16 protein-coding genes and 1 pseudogene are annotated in these 16,264 nt (G+C 66.4%); 7 read left to right on the forward strand and 10 right to left on the reverse strand.

Going from position 1 to position 16,264, the window contains the following annotated elements; all coding sequences use genetic code 11:
- Nucleotides 1–100: 100 nt before the first annotated feature.
- Nucleotides 101–997 (forward strand): formate dehydrogenase accessory sulfurtransferase FdhD, encoded by an 897-nt coding sequence (gene fdhD, locus AC27IQ_RS10460; protein WP_487089427.1) that lies wholly within the window; start codon nt 101–103, stop codon nt 995–997.
- A gap of 12 nt (nt 998–1,009) precedes the next feature.
- On the opposite strand, the gene yjjJ is transcribed toward fdhD, so the two are convergent.
- The 3 genes from yjjJ to AC27IQ_RS10475 all read right to left on the reverse strand — a co-directional run bounded on the left by yjjJ (nt 1,010) and on the right by AC27IQ_RS10475 (nt 3,443).
- Nucleotides 1,010–2,038 carry a type II toxin-antitoxin system HipA family toxin YjjJ gene (gene yjjJ / locus AC27IQ_RS10465; protein WP_487089413.1) on the reverse strand — a complete coding sequence of 343 codons (1,029 nt, stop codon included), beginning with the start codon at nt 2,036–2,038 and terminating at the stop codon, nt 1,010–1,012.
- Nucleotides 2,039–2,110: 72 nt separating this feature from the next.
- Nucleotides 2,111–2,476, reverse strand: coding sequence for a hypothetical protein (locus tag AC27IQ_RS10470; RefSeq protein WP_487089414.1), 366 nt, complete (start codon nt 2,474–2,476; stop codon nt 2,111–2,113).
- A 1-nt stretch (nt 2,477) separates the two neighbouring features.
- Nucleotides 2,478–3,443 (reverse strand): DUF6402 family protein, encoded by a 966-nt coding sequence (locus AC27IQ_RS10475; RefSeq protein ID WP_487089415.1) that lies wholly within the window; start codon nt 3,441–3,443, stop codon nt 2,478–2,480.
- A gap of 112 nt (nt 3,444–3,555) precedes the next feature.
- Here AC27IQ_RS10475 and AC27IQ_RS10480 point away from each other — a divergent pair, with 112 nt between their 5' ends.
- On the forward strand, nt 3,556–6,078 hold the full coding sequence (locus AC27IQ_RS10480) for an ABC transporter permease (protein ID WP_487089416.1): 2,523 nt from the start codon (nt 3,556–3,558) through the stop codon (nt 6,076–6,078).
- 37 nt (nt 6,079–6,115) lie between these two features.
- Here the strand turns inward: AC27IQ_RS10480 and AC27IQ_RS10485 are convergent, their stop codons facing one another.
- The 6 genes and pseudogenes from AC27IQ_RS10485 to AC27IQ_RS10510 all read right to left on the reverse strand — a co-directional run bounded on the left by AC27IQ_RS10485 (nt 6,116) and on the right by AC27IQ_RS10510 (nt 10,639).
- Nucleotides 6,116–6,859, reverse strand: a complete 744-nt coding sequence (locus AC27IQ_RS10485) for an amino acid ABC transporter ATP-binding protein (protein WP_487089417.1) — start codon at nt 6,857–6,859, stop codon at nt 6,116–6,118.
- The gene (locus AC27IQ_RS10490) at nt 6,856–7,569 is read right to left on the reverse strand and encodes an amino acid ABC transporter permease (protein WP_487089418.1); all 714 of its coding nucleotides are present in this window, start codon (nt 7,567–7,569) and stop codon (nt 6,856–6,858) included. The genes AC27IQ_RS10485 and AC27IQ_RS10490 overlap by 4 nt, the downstream gene beginning before the upstream one ends.
- Before the next feature lie 18 nt (nt 7,570–7,587).
- On the reverse strand, nt 7,588–8,286 hold the full coding sequence (locus tag AC27IQ_RS10495) for an amino acid ABC transporter permease (protein WP_487089419.1): 699 nt from the start codon (nt 8,284–8,286) through the stop codon (nt 7,588–7,590).
- Between the two features lie 153 nt (nt 8,287–8,439).
- A complete protein-coding gene (locus tag AC27IQ_RS10500; protein WP_487089420.1) occupies nt 8,440–9,267 on the reverse strand; it encodes an ABC transporter substrate-binding protein in 828 nt (275 codons plus the stop codon).
- A 147-nt stretch (nt 9,268–9,414) separates the two neighbouring features.
- A pseudogene (locus AC27IQ_RS10505) lies at nt 9,415–9,609 on the reverse strand (LysR substrate-binding domain-containing protein); the annotation flags it as partial.
- An 844-nt stretch (nt 9,610–10,453) separates the two neighbouring features.
- Nucleotides 10,454–10,639, reverse strand: a complete 186-nt coding sequence (locus AC27IQ_RS10510) for a hypothetical protein (protein WP_487089421.1) — start codon at nt 10,637–10,639, stop codon at nt 10,454–10,456.
- 92 nt (nt 10,640–10,731) lie between these two features.
- On the opposite strand from AC27IQ_RS10510, the gene AC27IQ_RS10515 reads away from it, so the two are divergent.
- The 3 genes from AC27IQ_RS10515 to AC27IQ_RS10525 all read left to right on the forward strand — a co-directional run bounded on the left by AC27IQ_RS10515 (nt 10,732) and on the right by AC27IQ_RS10525 (nt 13,935).
- Complete coding sequence (locus tag AC27IQ_RS10515; protein WP_487089422.1) at nt 10,732–11,148, forward strand: group II truncated hemoglobin; 417 nt, start codon at nt 10,732–10,734, stop codon at nt 11,146–11,148.
- A 119-nt stretch (nt 11,149–11,267) separates the two neighbouring features.
- Nucleotides 11,268–11,741: a RidA family protein gene (locus AC27IQ_RS10520; RefSeq protein WP_284393513.1), complete on the forward strand. Its 474-nt coding sequence runs from the start codon at nt 11,268–11,270 to the stop codon at nt 11,739–11,741.
- Between the two features lie 127 nt (nt 11,742–11,868).
- Complete coding sequence (locus AC27IQ_RS10525) at nt 11,869–13,935, forward strand: bifunctional 2',3'-cyclic-nucleotide 2'-phosphodiesterase/3'-nucleotidase (protein ID WP_487089423.1); 2,067 nt, start codon at nt 11,869–11,871, stop codon at nt 13,933–13,935.
- Between the two features lie 109 nt (nt 13,936–14,044).
- On the opposite strand, the gene AC27IQ_RS10530 is transcribed toward AC27IQ_RS10525, so the two are convergent.
- Entirely contained in the window at nt 14,045–14,695 is a 651-nt protein-coding gene (locus tag AC27IQ_RS10530; RefSeq protein ID WP_487089424.1) for a PepSY domain-containing protein, read from the reverse strand.
- Between the two features lie 123 nt (nt 14,696–14,818).
- Here AC27IQ_RS10530 and AC27IQ_RS10535 point away from each other — a divergent pair, with 123 nt between their 5' ends.
- Both AC27IQ_RS10535 and AC27IQ_RS10540 read left to right on the forward strand, forming a co-directional pair.
- On the forward strand, nt 14,819–15,550 hold the full coding sequence (locus AC27IQ_RS10535) for a PepSY domain-containing protein (protein ID WP_487089425.1): 732 nt from the start codon (nt 14,819–14,821) through the stop codon (nt 15,548–15,550).
- Nucleotides 15,550–16,224 carry a response regulator transcription factor gene (locus AC27IQ_RS10540; protein ID WP_487089426.1) on the forward strand — a complete coding sequence of 225 codons (675 nt, stop codon included), beginning with the start codon at nt 15,550–15,552 and terminating at the stop codon, nt 16,222–16,224. Before AC27IQ_RS10535 ends, AC27IQ_RS10540 begins: the two co-directional genes overlap by 1 nt.
- The last annotated feature ends 40 nt before the right edge of the window (nt 16,225–16,264 follow it).

The following is a 16,264-nucleotide window of genomic DNA, read 5'->3' on the forward strand; positions in this document are numbered from 1 at the left end:
CGTGGGCGGCCAGCCGGGCCCCGGTTGGGTGCGCGTGGCGCAGGACGACAGCCGCTGGCTGGCCTGGCTGACCGATGCCGGGCGGCAGCAGCTGGCGGGCATGGGAGGGGCGCAAGAATCTGCCGGCCCCGAGGGCCTGGACGACGAAGGACGCCCCCTGCCCACGCCGCTGGCCACCCGCAGCGTGCAGCGCCATCCCTGCCCGCCGGGTGCTGTGCCTGCCGTGTGGGAGGACGACGCGGTGGCCGCCGAAGTACCGGTGGCCCTGGTGTTCAACGGCCTCTCGCACGCCGTGATGATGGCCACGCCCGCCGACCTGCATGCCTTCGCCCTCGGCTTCGCCCTGAGCGAGGGGATCATCGACCAGCCGGGTGACTGCCACGGCATCGAGGTGCATGCGCTGCAGGCGCCCGCCGGGGTCCCGGCCGGCACGGCCACCGCGTGCGAGGTGCGGGTGGACATCACGGCACGCTGCTTCGCGCGCCTGAAAGACAAGCGCCGCTCGCTCGCGGGTCGCACGGGTTGCGGCGTGTGCGGCATCGACAGCCTGCAGGCGCTGGACCTGGTGCCCGAACGCGTCACCGAACGCGCCTGGGCCGGTGCGCTGCCTGCCGACGCGATATTGCGCGCCGTGGCCGCCATGCCCGCCCGGCAGTCGCTCAATGCCGCGGCCGGCGCCGTCCATGCCGCCGGCTGGGCCACGCCAGGCGGCGAGCTGACCGACCTGCTCGAAGACGTGGGCCGCCACAACGCCCTCGACAAGCTCATCGGCCAGTTGGCCGCGCAGGGTCGGCTGGGGGAGGACGGCTTCGTCGTCATGTCCAGCCGCGCCAGCTACGAACTGGTGCGCAAGTGCGCCCGGCTCGACATTCCCCTGCTGGCCGCCGTGTCGGCCCCCACCTCGCTGGCCATCGACCTGGCGCAGCAGGCCGGCATCACGCTGTGGGGGCTGTGCCGCCCGCCGCGGGCGGTGCGGTACGGGGGCGCGGACGGATAGGACGAAAGAGGGTCATGGAGCCAGTCGACCGATCCGCTCGGCCGCCAGGGCGACATGCGATTGCAGGGCGGCAAGGCAAGGCCCGAATCCACCGCTGAGGCCTTCGGCTTTCTCCAGGCGCTGCACGAAGTCCTGGGCCAGAGGCAGGGCGTGGAGCCATGCGCGGGCAGGGACTTGATGACCCACGTTCAGCTCCAGCGTGCGCTGCGGAAGATCCCCGCCGGCCGTCGGTGCGAAGGCCATGGGCGTCATGTCGTAAGCGGGTGCCAGCTGGTAGGGGCGGCCCTGTTCCGACATGAACGAAAGATTTCTACTGTGCATGTCGGTATTGCCGATCAGGGTGCCGAAAGCCCAGAGCAGGCAGGCCCCCTCCAACGCTTCGGGCACGATGATCCGCGCGCGTGCCAATGCCTGCGCGATGTCTGGCCATCGGCCACCGTGGCCCATGAACTCGGCGTCGAGTGCCGCGAGAGAGTGCAGCGCGCGGCGACCCAGGGCCCCCACCCGGTCGAAACGCTGCACTTCGAGAAACCGCTGCGTGCCATGGTCGATGACACGGGTGAGCGATGCGGGGATGCCCGCGTCTCCCAGCACCTGCAGCGCGATGTGTTCCGCCAGCAGGAGATCGCGCCAGCGCTCGCTCACCAAGCTCGGCAGCGAGGCGGAGAACTTGACGATGGTGTGCACGGCCGGCCCGGTTTCCGGTCGCACATAGGCGGTGAATTTCGGTTGTTTACCCGCTGCGGACGACCCCTGCAATTCGCCGCGCGCTGCCGCTGCCGCAAGTTCCACATAGGCCTGGGGTCTCCGAGCCGCTGGGATGGGCACCGGGGCTGGCGCATTGACGAACTGCTCGCGTGCCGCTGCACCCAAAAGAAGGTTGCCCGGCAGGTCGTCTCCCTGAAGCAGCAGGGCGCGCAGCGCATGGGTGTCTCCCCAGTCGTTCAGCCGTTCCGGTAACCCGAGACGCCCCCCGTGGCGCTGGTTGAAGGCACGCCCCAGATAACCCTGAGGGCGCATGTCGAAGATCCACCAGGGCAAGCCGTCGCTGTGAATGATTTTATGAATAGATAAATGAGAATTTCAGATGCTGCAAGCGGGCATGCATCTGCTTCAACGCGGTACCACGAGTTTCACGCGATCTGTGTCGGTTCCCACAGTGACCGTGAGGCAATCGTTTGACCATTCCGGATCAAGATAAGCACCGTCCGAAAAGTCCGATCGACCGAACGCCTTGCCGTCTCTGTCCGTTAATTCGACATACCCCGCGCCGCCGCTGTATTTGTAGACACCCAGCCGATAGTTTCCATTGCCGCAGATATCGGTATGCACCAGCCTCGCCTTGTCGAAGGTTTCAGTCAACAGAAAAAGGGCCGCGACCACGGTGGCTGCCAGGACACCGAAGAGGATGCCAAGACGGCGGCGCCAGCGTCGAGCCTTCTGACTGCGAGGTCCGTTGATGGGGGATAGGTCTTTCATCTCAGGGAACTTTGAGAAACCACGTGATTGGAGCACTCAACTTTTCCCAATGGACGTTTGAGAAAATCAGAAAATCGCCCCCGCGTTGATGGACCGCCCGCCACCGGCGAAAGCTTGCATTTTCTACCATCGCTAAGCGAGGCATGGGAGCCATTCCCACCTCGTCTGTGCTCCAGTTGCCAAGAGGTTGATCTTCTGTGAAGTCATAGCAGTCCCGGATGTAAAAGCCCAGACTATGAATGTCAATTTGGTGCGTGAATGGACCGCGTTGCTGGTGCAGTGGCGTCACGATCCCTTCTGCGGCAGCGTGCAAGGTGAACGCGCCCAGTGCGCAGTAAAGATCGTCAATCGGGTCCGTTAACTTCTCGAATCCATTGCTGCTGACGACGCGGGAGTTCAGGTGCGCAGTCTCATGCAAATCGACCGCCGGCAGGCCCGAGCCGAAAACCATGGGGTGTGTTCCCAGCTTGCCAGCCCGCTGCAATCTGCCAAAAAGTCTGTCTTGAGAAGCAACAAGGCTTTTTGCCAAGAGTTGTCCTTGGATGGCGCGCTTGAGTTCCTCCAACTTTTCATGCGTTCTTCCGAACGATAGGGCCCAGGACATGGGGACTGTCGTTGTGTCCAAATAGTGTGCGCTTACCGTCCGATGATCCAACTGGCTTTGTGAGGGGTCTTTCCATGCAGGGGGCATTGCAAATGCCGGGTGGGTGAACCATCGCTTCATCAGCGCTGCGCCGACGCGAAAACCGTTTCTCTCCATTGCATAGGGCAAATCGACCAACTGCAAATTCCGAAGGCACTGCGCCGCTGGGTAACTCGCGTCCAAAGCGATTCGGTCGCCAACGGCGCGGCTGAGGCTCAACGCGGTTTCATTCCAACCCATTGATAACTCCCTTTTTGATCTTGATTGGTTGCCAGAAGGTTGCGGATGAGTCACGTTCTGGCGGCGCGGATCATAAGGCGTCATCGGGGTCTTCTTCCCCATCCATCCACCCTGGGCGCTGCGAAATTCCAAATCCCCCTCGCCCTGAGCCCCTTCCCACCCGAAGCCCAACCCATTTGCGCTAACGTCGCTCCCCATGAATCTGTCCTTCTTCCGAATTGGCTGGCGCACGCTGTGGCGCGATCTGCGGGCTGGCGAATTGCGCCTTCTCATCGTGGCGGTCACGCTGGCCGTGGCGGCCCTCACTTCGGTGGGGTTCTTTGCCGATCGGTTGCAGGGCGGGTTGCAGCGCGATGCGCTGCAGCTGCTGGGCGGCGATGTGGTGGTGGCCAGCGACAACCCCACGCCGGCGGCGTTCGTCGAACGGGCGAAGGCCGCGGGCCTGTCCACGGTCACGACGCTGGGCTTTCCCACCATGGGCCGCGCGAGCGATGCGCAGGGCGGCGCCAGCCGGCTGGTGGCGCTCAAAAGCGTGGAGCCGGGCTACCCGCTGCGTGGCAGCCTGCAGGTGGCGGAGGCGCCGGGTGCACCCGCGCGGGCCACGCGCGACATTCCGGCGCCCGGCGAAGTGTGGGTGGATGCGCCGGTGCTGGGCTCGCTGGGCCTGCAGATGGGCGATTCGCTGCTGCTGGGCGACGCGCAGTTGCGCATTGCCCGCATCATCGCCATCGAGCCCGACCGGGGCGCGGGCTTCATGAGCTTTGCGCCGCGCGTCATGGTCAATGCGCTGGACCTGCCCGCCACCGGGCTGGTGCAGCCGGCCAGCCGGCTCACCTACCGCTTTGCCGTGGCGGGCGAGGCGCGGGCGGTCCAGCAGTTCGGCGACTGGGCGGCCGAGGCGGTGAAGGCGCCCGATGTGCACGGCGTGCGCGTGGAGTCGCTGGACAGCGGCCGCCCCGAGATGCGCCAGACGCTGGACCGGGCGCAGAAATTCCTCAACCTCGTGGCGCTGCTCGCGGCGCTGCTGTCGGCCGTAGCCGTGGCGCTGGCGGCGCGCGGCTTTGCCAACGAACACCTCGATGCGGCCGCGCTGCTGCGCGTGCTGGGCCAGAGCCAGCGCACCATTGCGGGCGGTTACGTGGTCGAGTTCGCGCTGATCGGGCTGTTCGCCAGCGCACTGGGTGTGCTGCTGGGCTACGCGGTGCACCACGTGTTCGTGCTGTTGCTGGCGGGGCTGGTGGAAACGGCGCTGCCCGCGCCCAGCCTGTGGCCGGTGGCGTTCGGCCTCGGGATGGGCCTCACGCTGATGTTCGCCTTCGGGCTGCCGCCGGTGCTGCAACTGTCGCAGGTGCCGCCGTTGCGCGTGATCCGGCGCGACCTGGGTGGCCTGAAACCCGCCTCGCTGGCGGTGCTGGGCGTGGGCGTGGCCGGGTTCGCCGCGCTGCTGCTGGCGGTCAGCAGCGACCTGAAGCTGGGACTGATCGCCGTGGGCGGTTTCGCGGGGGCGGTGCTGCTGTTCGCCGGGCTGGCCTGGGGCGCGGTGAAGCTGCTGCGCCGCAGCGTGAACGAGGCCACGGCCCCGCGCTGGCTGGTGCTGGCCACGCGGCAGATCTCGGCCCGGCCGGTGTATGCGGTGGTGCAGGTCAGCAGCCTCGCGGTGGGGCTGCTGGCGCTGGTGCTGCTGGTGCTGCTGCGCACCGACCTCATCAGCAGCTGGCAGCGCTCCACCCCGGCCGATGCGCCCAACCGCTTCGTGATCAACGTCATGCCCGACCAGTCGGAGGCTTTTCAGAAAGCGCTGCGCGACGGCGGCGTGTCGCAGTACGACTGGTACCCGATGATCCGCGGCCGGCTGGTGGCCATCAACGGGCGCGAGGTGGGCCCGGCCGACTACACCGACGACCGCGCCAAGCGCCTGGTCGACCGCGAGTTCAACCTGTCGAACGCCGAGCAGGCGCCCACCCACAACCCCGTGGTGGCCGGCCGCTGGACGCCGGGCGAGAAGGATGCGGTGAGCGTGGAGGACGGCATCGCCGAGACGCTGGGCCTGAAGCTCGGCGACACGCTGCGCTTTGACATCGGCGGGGTGGTCAGCGAGGCGCGCATCACCAGCCTGCGCAAGGTGGACTGGGGCTCGCTGCGCGCCAACTTCTTCGTGATGTATACGGTGGGCCAGCTGCCGCCCGAACTGCCGGTGACCTACCTGGCGGCCTACCGCGCGCCGGCCACGCCGGGCTTCGACAACACGCTGGTGCGGGCGTTTCCCAACATCACCAACGTGGACATGAGCGCCACGCTGGCCCAGGTGCAGGGCGTGCTCGCGCAGGTGATCCGCGCGGTGGAGTTTCTCTTCGGCTTCACGCTGGCCGCAGGGCTGGTGGTGCTGTTCGCCGCCGTGACGGCCACGCGCGAGGAGCGGGCGCGCGAGTTCGCCATCATGCGGGCCGTGGGCGCGCGCGCCAGCCTGCTGCGCCAGGTGCAGCGGGCCGAACTGGCCGGCGTGGGGCTGCTGGCGGGCTTTCTTGCCAGCGGGGTGGCGGTGGCCGTGGGCTGGGCGCTCGCGCGCTACGTGTTCGACTTCGCCTGGACGGCCACGCCCTGGGTGCCGATCATCGGCGCACTGGCCGGGGCCGTGCTGGCGTTGGCCGCGGGCTGGTGGGGCCTGCGCGATGTGCTGCGCCGCCCGGTGGTGGAGACGCTGCGCCGCGCGGCGGAGTAGCGCAAAAGAGCCTGAACAGCGCAGCGCAGCGGCGCCGCTATGCCGCCCGCGCGAACGGCGTGCGGATGTCCGACAGGAACTGCTGCGCTCGCGGGTGCTGCGGGCGGCCGAAGAAGTCGGCCGGCGTGGCGCGCTCCAGCACGCGGCCTTCGTCCATGAAGAGCACGCGGTCGGCCACTTCGCGGGCAAACCCCATCTCGTGCGTTACGCAGACCATGGTCATGCCGCCCTGGGCCAGGTCGCGCATGGCCACCAGCACCTCGCCCACCATCTCGGGGTCCAGCGCGCTGGTGGGCTCGTCGAACAGCATGAGCGGCGGCTCCATGGCCAGGGCGCGGGCGATGGCCACGCGCTGCTGTTGGCCGCCCGAGAGTTCGCTGGGCCAGGCCTGGGCCTTGTGCGCCAGGCCCACGCGGTCGAGCAGGGCCAGGGCCCGCTGCTCGGCCGCCTGGCGCGACAGGCCACGCAACTGGATGGGGGCCAGCGTGCAGTTGTGCAGCACCGACAGGTGTGGAAACAGGTTGAACTGCTGGAACACGAAGCCGATGCGCGAGCGCAGCGCGTTCACGTCCACGCCCGGCCCGTGGATGGGCTGCCCGTCGATCAGGATGCGCCCGCCCTGGATGGGTTCGAGCCGGTTGAGCGTGCGGATCAGCGTGGACTTGCCCGAGCCCGAAGGCCCGCACACCACGACCACCTCGCCCTGGGCGATGGTTTCGGTCACGTCCACCAGGGCGTGGTAGCTGCCGTACCACTTGTTCACGCCGTGCAGTTCGATCATGTCGTTCGGAGTCCGGAAGAAGAGGAGGGGGCCGCGCGCCGCGCCAGCCGGCGCTCCAGCGCGTACGCCAGGCGCGACAGGCCGAAGCACAGCACGAAGTAGGTCAGGCCCAGGATGCCGAACACTTCGGCCGGCCGGATGAAGACCTGGGTGTTGATCTGCGTGGCGATGAAGGCCACCTCCGTGAGCCCGATGATGTAGCCCAGCGAGGTCTCCTTGATGGTGACGACGAACTGGTTCACCAGCGAAGGCAGCATGTTGCGCAGCGCCTGCGGCAGCACCACCCGGCGCATGGCGCGGGGGTACGACAGGCCCAGGGCGCGGGCGCATTCCATCTGCCCGCGCGGCAGGCCCCGGATGCCGGCGCGCACGATCTCGGCCAAGTAGGCCGCGTTGAACACCACGAGCGCGACCAGCATGGTGGTGAACTGGTCGGTCTTCACCCCCGTCACGCTGGGCAGGAAGAAATAGGCCCAGAACACCACCATCAGCAGCGGCGTGCCGCGCACCACGAAGACGACGGCCGTGACCGGCCAGCGCACCGAGCGCCACGGGCTCACGCGCGCCAGGCCGAACAGCACGCCCAGCGGCAGCGCCAGCAACAGTGCGCCCGCCGCCAACAGCAGCGTGAGCGTCAGGCCGCCCAGCGGGCCGTTGGGGTACTGGCCGACGAGAAAGTACAGCCAGTAGGTGTCGAAGAGTTCGCGCATGCTTTTTTGGGGAAAGGTTCAGACCGTCCGCACGGGGTAGCGGTGGTGGTACCAGCTCGCCAGAGCCGTGATGAGCAGCGACACCGTGAGGTAGGCGGCGCTCGCGAAGGCGAACGCCTCGATGCTGCGGAACGTGGCGCTTTCCACCTTGGCCGCCTGATACATGAGTTCGGCCACGCCGATCACGGTGGCGATGGAGGTGTTCTTCCAGAGGTTGAGCGCCTGCGAGATGAGGGGCGGCACGGTCACGCGCAGCGCCTGCGGCAGCACCACGCGCAGCATGGTGGCGAGGAACCCCAGCCCCAGGGCGCGCCCCGCCTCCATCTGCACCGTGGACACCGCGCGGATGCCGCTGCGGATGTCCTCGGCCATGAAGGCCGCGGTGTACAGCGACAGCGCGACAACGGCCGCGGCCGCCTCGGCATGGCCGCTGTCATACAGCCACTGCTTGGCCGATTCGGGCAGCAGTTCGGGCGCGCCGAAGTACCAGAACAGCAGGTGCGCCAGCAGCGGCACGTTGCGCATGCCCTCCACGAAGGCGAAGCCAGCCCAGCGCAGGGGCGCCACCGGCGCCAGGCGCAGGAGCGCCACGACCAGGGCCAGGGGCAGGGCCAGCACCAGCGAGACGGCCAGCAGCTGCAGCGACAGCAGCAGGCCGCCCACCATCATGAGGTGGTACTTGCCGCTCAGCAGCAAGGAGTAGTCAAACAAGGGCATGCACGCCAGTCATTCGGAAAACGCCGCACGCGGGGCATGCGGGCGCGGCGGCCCGCCACCGGGGTGCCTGCCACAGGGCGGCCCGCATGCGCCAATGGCATGCCCGCCGCCCGTGCGCTGCCCCCGGCGGCCATGCCGCCATGGGTGCGTCCATCAGCCGTCGATCTTGTCCGATTCGAACTTGAAGGGGCGGGTGGTGAATTGGATCTTGGTGCCGGGGCCGTACCACTTGAAGAAGATCTTCTCGGCCTCGCCGGATTTCTCCAGCTCGCGCAGCGTGTCGTCCACAATGGATTTCACGGCGGTCTCGCCCTTCTTGATGCCCAGCGCCAGCGGCTCCACGCTCAGGTTGGTGGGCAGGATGGCGTAGTCCTTGTTGCGCGGGCCCAGCTTGCCGAAGTCGTCGATCAACGAGGATTCGTCGTTCACGTAGCCCACGCCCTTGCCTTGCTGCAGTGCGAGGAACGCCTGCTGCGTCGTCTCGAACGTCACCACCTCCACGGTGGGCACGGCCTTGCGCACGTTGGGCTCCTGCGTGCCGCCCTTGACCGTCACCACACGCTTGCCGGCCAGGTCCGCCACGTCCTTGATGCCGCTGGCCTTCTTGACCAGCACCTTCTGGCCGGTGACGAAGGTGGTCAGCGAGAAATCGATCTGCGCCTCGCGCTCCTTGTTGTGGGTGAGCGATGCGGCCAGGATGTCCACGTGGCCCTGCTGCAGTTCGGGGATGCGCGCGGCCACGGCCAGTTGCTTGAACACGGGCTTGACGCCGATCTTCCTGGCGATCGCCTTGCCCAGGTCGATGTCGTAGCCGATCAGCTCGCGCGTCTTGGGGTCGATGAAGCTGTTGGGTTCGTCGGTGCCCAGCACGCCGACGACCAACTCGCCCTTTTTCTTGATGTCGGCCAGCTGGTCGGCGTGGGCCACGCCCGATACGGCGAACGCGGCGGCGACCAGGGATGCGATGAAGCGGATGCGCATGGTGTTCGTTCTCTCTCTCCGATGGATGAAGCCCGAAGGCTATGCCTGCCGCGGGCAGAGAGGAACGTCGCTTTTTTCATAATCAAACTCGCCGAACGCGCTTGCCCGTCCGCCCGATCATTCGATTGATCGACCCGCTGGCGCACCTCAATCCACGCCTAGTCCCGGCGCGGCCTTGAACAGCCGCTCGCCGATGAAGTCCACGAACGCCCGCACCTTGGGCGACAGCTGCCGGCTCGACGGCCACAGGGCCGAGAACTGCCCGGTGTGCACCAGGTGCGTGGCCAGCACCTGCCGCAATTCGCCCCGCTCGATGGCGTCGCGCGCCAGGAAGTCGGGCATGCCTCCCGTATGTTTTCTTGGAGGATTGCTCGATGCCGCAACCTGCCAGCGGTCACAAAATTAATCAATTACGTGCTCGGATCCATATTGCTCGATCCACTGATGCATGTTTTCGTTGATTTGGTAATTTTCTTCCCGGTGTTTAAATTTCATTCGTGTCTTAAAATCCAACTCCTGAATTCCTTGCCCTGTCCAGGAGTCAACGATTGCACCTTTTGGAAAATCTGTGCATGCATTTATCACAACGTAGTTGTGACTTAATTTGCTATTGCTATAAATGGTGAAATCTTTGATCCCAATCTTATGTCGAAGATGCAGTCCTATTTCCAATGCTTGTATGTCGCAATTTGAAAATCCACTTTCTCTACATTTTTGTACGCAGTTTGTAAGTTGCTCTGGTGTCATCTCGATTGCGCCTCGTAGATTTCCGCTAGATGTGCGATAGATTCTATTTTGCTGTAGATCCGCAAGTTTTTTTAAGCGTTTCGGATGAGTACGTTCTTTTTGCAGTATCCGTGTATTGCCGAGCTCTGCTTAAGGTCATCAAAGCTTCGCTGTCTGGTTTATGAGATTTATTTAAACGCCCCATTGCGGTCTGGTAACCGGTGGTTGAAAGTTTTGTTCGTTCGCTCACATCCGCGACCAAATCGTTTACTGCATTCCACGTCACTGACGAAGATGATGATGAAGATCCAGATAGTTTGTCCATTTGATGATGTTGTGAGTGTAGGGTTCGAAAAAATCACGGGATATTGACTGTGATTTTCTAAAAAAAAGACGGATTATTTTTAATGCATGCGAAATGATTGTCGCTTCGGCGAAACGCTGGGAAGTATCCCGAACGTTACCTGTTTTCACGGGCTTTGTTGCAGAAACCGGAAACAGGCCGAGATAACCCCGACCCCAGACGCAGATGTGCCATGGCAGGCATACCCACGAACGCGTATTCCACCTTGGCCCGCTTTCCTGTAATCCGCTGGTCGTACTGTTTTAGCTTGCTGCGCGTGCTGGCCGGGGTGACGGTTTTCACGGCGGTGGCGGTGTTCGCCTGCCTGCGGGTGGGCAACGCGTGCGGGGCAACGCTTTCTACAATCGAGGGCTAGCTTTCTCTCCACCGCCTCCATGTCCACACCCGAATCCCAGCCCGCGCCCAGCCCCGCCACCACGCCCTTCGAGTGGATCGGCGGCGAAGACAAAGTCCGCGCGCTCGTGGACCGCTTCTACGACCTCATGGACCTGGAGCCCGGCTATGCTGAACTGCGCGCCGCGCACGGCAGCACCCTGGCGGACGCGCGCGACAAGCTGTTCTGGTTCCTGTGCGGCTGGCTCGGCGGGCCGGACCACTACCAGAGCCGCTTCGGCCACCCGCGCCTGCGCGCGCGGCACCTGCCGTTCTCGATCGGCATCAAGGAACGCGACCAGTGGGTCGCGTGCATGGACCAGGCCATGGACGAGACCGGGGTGCCCGCCGAGCTGCGCACCCGGCTGCGCGAGAGCTTCATGGGCACGGCCGACTGGATGCGCAACCGCGGCGGATGACGCGGCACCCCATGGATCGTTTGCTATTTATTTAATAGCAATATGCCCTAGTACTCATTGTGCTGGGGGCACTTTTTGTTTCAACTCCCTCCACCGTCCCACACCCGAGGAAAGATTCCATGTCCTGCGATGCACGGTTCGAAGAACAGGCGCTGGCCCTGGGCCACCGCTTCGATGGCGAGATCAAGATCGGCGGCAACTACGTGCCGCTGGTGCGCGACGGCCGGCAGATCTACCTGAGCGGCCAGATCCCGCGCGTGGGCGACACCGTGGTGGTCACCGGCGCCGTGGGCGCGCAGGTGCCCCTGGAGCGCGCGCAGCATGCCGCCCAGGTGTGCGTGATGCGCGCCCTGGCGCTGCTGCAGCGCAGCCTGGGTACGCTGGATGCGGTGCGCGCCGTGCCGCGCATCACGGTGTACGTGCAGTCCGCGCCCGGCTTCACGCAGCAAAGCGAGGTGGCCGATGCGGCCTCGCAGGTGCTCTTTCATGTGCTGGGGCCGGTGGCCGGGGCGCACACGCGCACCTCGGTCGGCGTGCTGCAGCTGCCCAAGAACGCCTCGGTGGAGGTGGACCTGATCGCGTCGGCGGACTGACGGCGCGCAGGCCAGCGGGGCGCAGGGCCCGGGCGGGTCGGTGACTGCGGGCGGGCCACGGCAGCGTCACGCCAGTGTCAAACGGGTTCGTGACACTCTCGCCTTTACCCACCACCCAGGCCATTGCATGCTGGACACCCTCCCACGCCAAGACCTCTCGCCGGCCACCCGCCGGACCGCCCTCACCGCATTCACCGTGATCGCTGCCGCCAGCCTGCTGGCCGCCTGCGGCGGCAGCGACAACGACGGCAACAACAACGCCGGCGCCACCGCCACGCTGGCCGTGCTGGAGACGACCGACCTGCACTTCAACGTGCGCAGCTACGACTACTTCAAGCTCGCCGAAGACAAGAGCTATGGCTTTGAGCGCACCGCCACGCTGGTGCGCCAGGCGCGCAAGGAGTTCGCCAACACGCTGCTGGTCGACAACGGCGACACCATCCAGGGCACGGCGCTGGCCGACTACGAGGCCGTGGTCAAGGCCATTCCCTGCACCCAGCAACTGTCCATGTACAAGGCCATGGGCGCTTTGGGCTTCGATGCCGGCACGCTGGGCAACCACGAGTTCAACTACGGCCTGCCGTTCCTCAACCAGGTGCTGGGCGGCGGCATGGAGGTCGATGGCGTTGATGCCGCACAAAAATGCGCCGGCGCCGGCTACCCCGCCGTGCTGGCCAACGTGTACAGCAGCAAGACCAAGAAGCCGCTGGTGCAGCCCTACACCATCCTGGAGCGCACGCTGGTCTCCAAGGGCGCGGACGGCAAGGAGGTCAAGCTGCCCATCAAGGTGGGCGTGATCGGCTTCACCACCCCCGGCATCATGAACTGGGACAAGCGCTACCTCGAAGGCAAGGTCTACACCGAAGGCGCGGTCGAAGCCGCGCAGAAATACGTGCCCGAGCTGCGCGCCAAGGGCGCCGACATCGTCGTGGCCCTGCTGCACGGCGGGCTCGATGCGGGCGCCTACTCGGCCACCATGGAGAACCCGGGCCTGTACCTGTCCAAGGTCGCCGGCATCGACGCCATGGTCATGGGCCACCAGCACAGCGTGTTCCCCGATACCGCCGCGACGCCGGCCTATTCGCAAACCGGCGTGGACAACAAGGCCGGCACCATCAACGGCGTGCCCGCCGTGATGGCCAACTCGTGGGGCAAGGCGCTGGGCGTGATCCAGCTGGCCCTGCAATGGGACGGCAAGGCCTGGACCGTGAACAAGACCGCCACCAAGAGCGAGCTGCGCAACATCCAGGGCAAGAACGCCGCGGGCGCCACGGTGTATGTGGATGCCGACCCCACCGTCGCCCCCCTGATCGAGACGCAGCACCAGGCCGCCATCGCCTACGTGAAGACGCCCATCGGCAGCACCGACTTCCGCATGAGCACGCTGTTCGCCGACGTGGGCGACCCCGGCGCGATCCAGATCGTGAACCAGGCCCAGCGCGACTACGTGGCCGCCTACGTGGCCGCCAACCTGCCGCAGTACGCGCAACTGCCCGTGCTGTCGGTGAGCGCACCGTTCAAGTCCGGCTTCCAGGGCGGTGCCGACTACACCGACGTGGCCACCGGGCCGCTGGCGATCTACAACGCCGCCGACCTGTACCTGTACCCCAACACCGTGTACGCGGTGAAGGTGAACGGCGCCGACATCCAGGGCTGGCTGGAGGCCGCGGCCAAGCGCTTCAACCAGATCGACCCGGCCAAGACCGCCGAGCAGCCGCTCATCAGCACCTTCCCCGGCTACAACTTCGACATGTTCACCACGGCCGACGTGCAGTACGAGATCGACGTGACGCAGCCCACCGGCCGCCGCATCAAGAACCTGACCTACAAGGGCCAGCCCATCAATGCGGCGCAGGAGTTCGTGATCGCCACCAACAACTACCGCGCCACCAGCGGCAAGAGCTTCATCGACAAGCTGGACGGCTCGGGCACGATCTGGGCCTCGCCGGACGCCAACCGCGACGTGGTGATCGACTACATCCGCAAGAACGCCAACGTGACCCGTGCCGCCAACGGCGCGGCCAAGAGCTGGCGCTTCACCAAGGTGGCCACGGCCGGCCCGGTGGTGTTCAGCTCCGGCGCCAACGCGCTGCCCGTGGCCCAGGCCGCGGGCCTGGCCAACGTCACGCTCATGGCGGCGGACGACGGCTCGGGCAAGGGCACGTCCAAGTACCGGCTGGACCTGTCGAAGTAACGGCCACCGGCCAGCGGCAACGGCTGGCCAGCAACGCCAAACGACCGGGCCCCGGCATGCACATGCATGCCGGGGCCCGGTGCTTTTTTCAGGCCCGCTGCGGGCGCCTTTAGTCGTCCAGCCGTTCGCTGATCACCTTGCCGGTGGTGGGCTCCACGCGCAGTTCCATGTTCAGACCGGCCATGTTGGTGGCTTCGGCTTCCCAGTAGCCGTCTTCGTACTCGATGCCGCGCACGCGGGTGTAGCCGACCTGCTCCAGGGCCTGGCGCACCTGGTCGGCGCTCAGCACCGGCTGGTTGTTGACCGTGCCGCCGCTGCGGCCCACCTGGCTCAGCACCTCCAGCGTCACCGGGTGCAGCACGAACTCCACCTTCTCGCCCTGGCTGGCGGACTGGCGCGCCTTGGCTTCCCAGAAGCCATCGTCCAATTCCACGTCGTACACGAATTGGTAGCCCTTGGCGCGCAGCGCCTGCGATACCTGGTCCACACTGGGCAGCGTTTTGCCGATGTCGCTCTTGCGCACGGTGGTGAGGCTGCCGTCCGCGTCATTGACCAGCACGTCCACGCGCAGGCCGTCGAGGGCGACCGCGTCGGCAGACCAGTAGCCGTACCGCTTTTGCAGGTCTTGCGGCGCGACGTACTGGTGCTGGGTGATCACGTTGGCGGCCTCCTGGGCCGTCAGCGCCCAGGCCATGGAAGGCAGCGCGGATGCGGCGGCAGCAGCGGCGGCGACGGCCAGGGTCAGAACGGTCTTTTTCATGGTGCTTTTCCTTTCGGTGTTGCAAGGTGGCGAGAACTGGGAGGCAGTGTGCGCAACTGCTGCTAAACCTTTCGTGAAGCGTCCGTTCATGTGCCGTTTAACGGCGCCGGCAATAATCCCGCGATGAAAAAATGGACCCGGAGCGTGCTTTTGCGTGCCGCCGTCGCGGCGGTGGCGCTCGCGTGCGTGCAGGCGAGCGCGGCCGAGCAGGACGCGGCGCGGCGCGGCGTGCTCAACGGCCAGCTCAAGCCCCTGAACAGCATCGTTGCGGACATCAGCCGCCAGTACGCGGGCCGCGTCATCGAGGTGGAAAGCAAGCGCGGGCGCAAGGGCGAGCCGCGCTACGAAATCACCCTCATCGACGCCCGGGGCAACAAGCAGGAAGTGCTGGTGGATGCCGCCACCGGCGCCGTGGTGGCGCAGGAGCGCGAGTGGCCCACGCAGCCCGTCCCGCTGGCGCAGATGGCCCGGTACGTCAAGCAGCTGGAGCAGCGGTACGGCGCGCGCGTCGTGAACGCCGAGTTCGAGCGCGATGCGCAGGGCAAGGCGGTCTACGAGGTCAAGCTGTCCGACAAGCCTGCCGTGGAGATGAAGCTGCTGATGGATGTGAACACGGGCGAGGTTCTGCATCGGCCGGAGGCGGCCGCTGCACCGGCGCCCCTGAAATCCATGGACGTGGTGCTGGAATCGCTGCGCCCGCGCTTCTCGGGCCTGGTGCTGGAGGTGGAACTGGAGAGCGACCACCGCCACCGCCCGTACTACAGCGTCGAGCTGCAGCAGCCCAACGGCTTCAAGCTGGAGCTGGAGGTCGACGCCGTGACCCTGGAAGTGACGCGGCGAAAGGCGGGTGACTGATGCGCATCCTGGTCGTGGAAGACGACGTCGCGCTCGCCGCGCAACTGCGCGCCGCGCTGGAGGCCGCGGGCTTTGCCGTGGATGTGGAGCATGACGGCGAAGCCGCCTCCTTCACCGGCAGCGCTGAAGCCTACAGCGCGGCCGTGCTGGACCTGGGCCTGCCTCGCAAGGATGGCCTGAGCGTGCTGCACGACTGGCGCGGCGCGGGCCGCAACTGGCCGGTGCTGGTGCTCACGGCCCGCAACCGCTGGAGCGACAAGGTCGCGGGATTCAACGCCGGAGCGGACGACTATCTCACCAAGCCGTTCCTGATGGACGAAGTGGTGCTGCGCCTGCGGGCCATGCTGCGCCGCACGGCCGGGTCGGCCGCCGCCGTGCTGCAGGCGGGGCCGCTGGAGTACGACGTGGTGCGGGGCCGCTTCTCGCTGCAGGGCCAGAGCCTGCAGCTCACCGCGCAGGAGCACAAGATCCTGGCCTACTTCATGCACCACCCGGGCAAGCTGCTCACGCGCAGCGACATCGGCGAACACGTTTACGCGCGCGACCTCGACCCGGACTCCAACACCATCGACGTGCTGATCGGCCGCATTCGCCGCAAGCTCGGCGGCGCGCCGCAACTGGTCACCGAACGCGGCCAGGGCTTTCGCCTGCTGCTGCCCGAGGTGCCGGGCTGATGGGCCCGCCAGGCCCGCCAGGCCCGGCGATGGCGCCCGG

The sequence above is a fragment of the Acidovorax sp. KPB24-07 genome, from assembly GCF_057543315.1.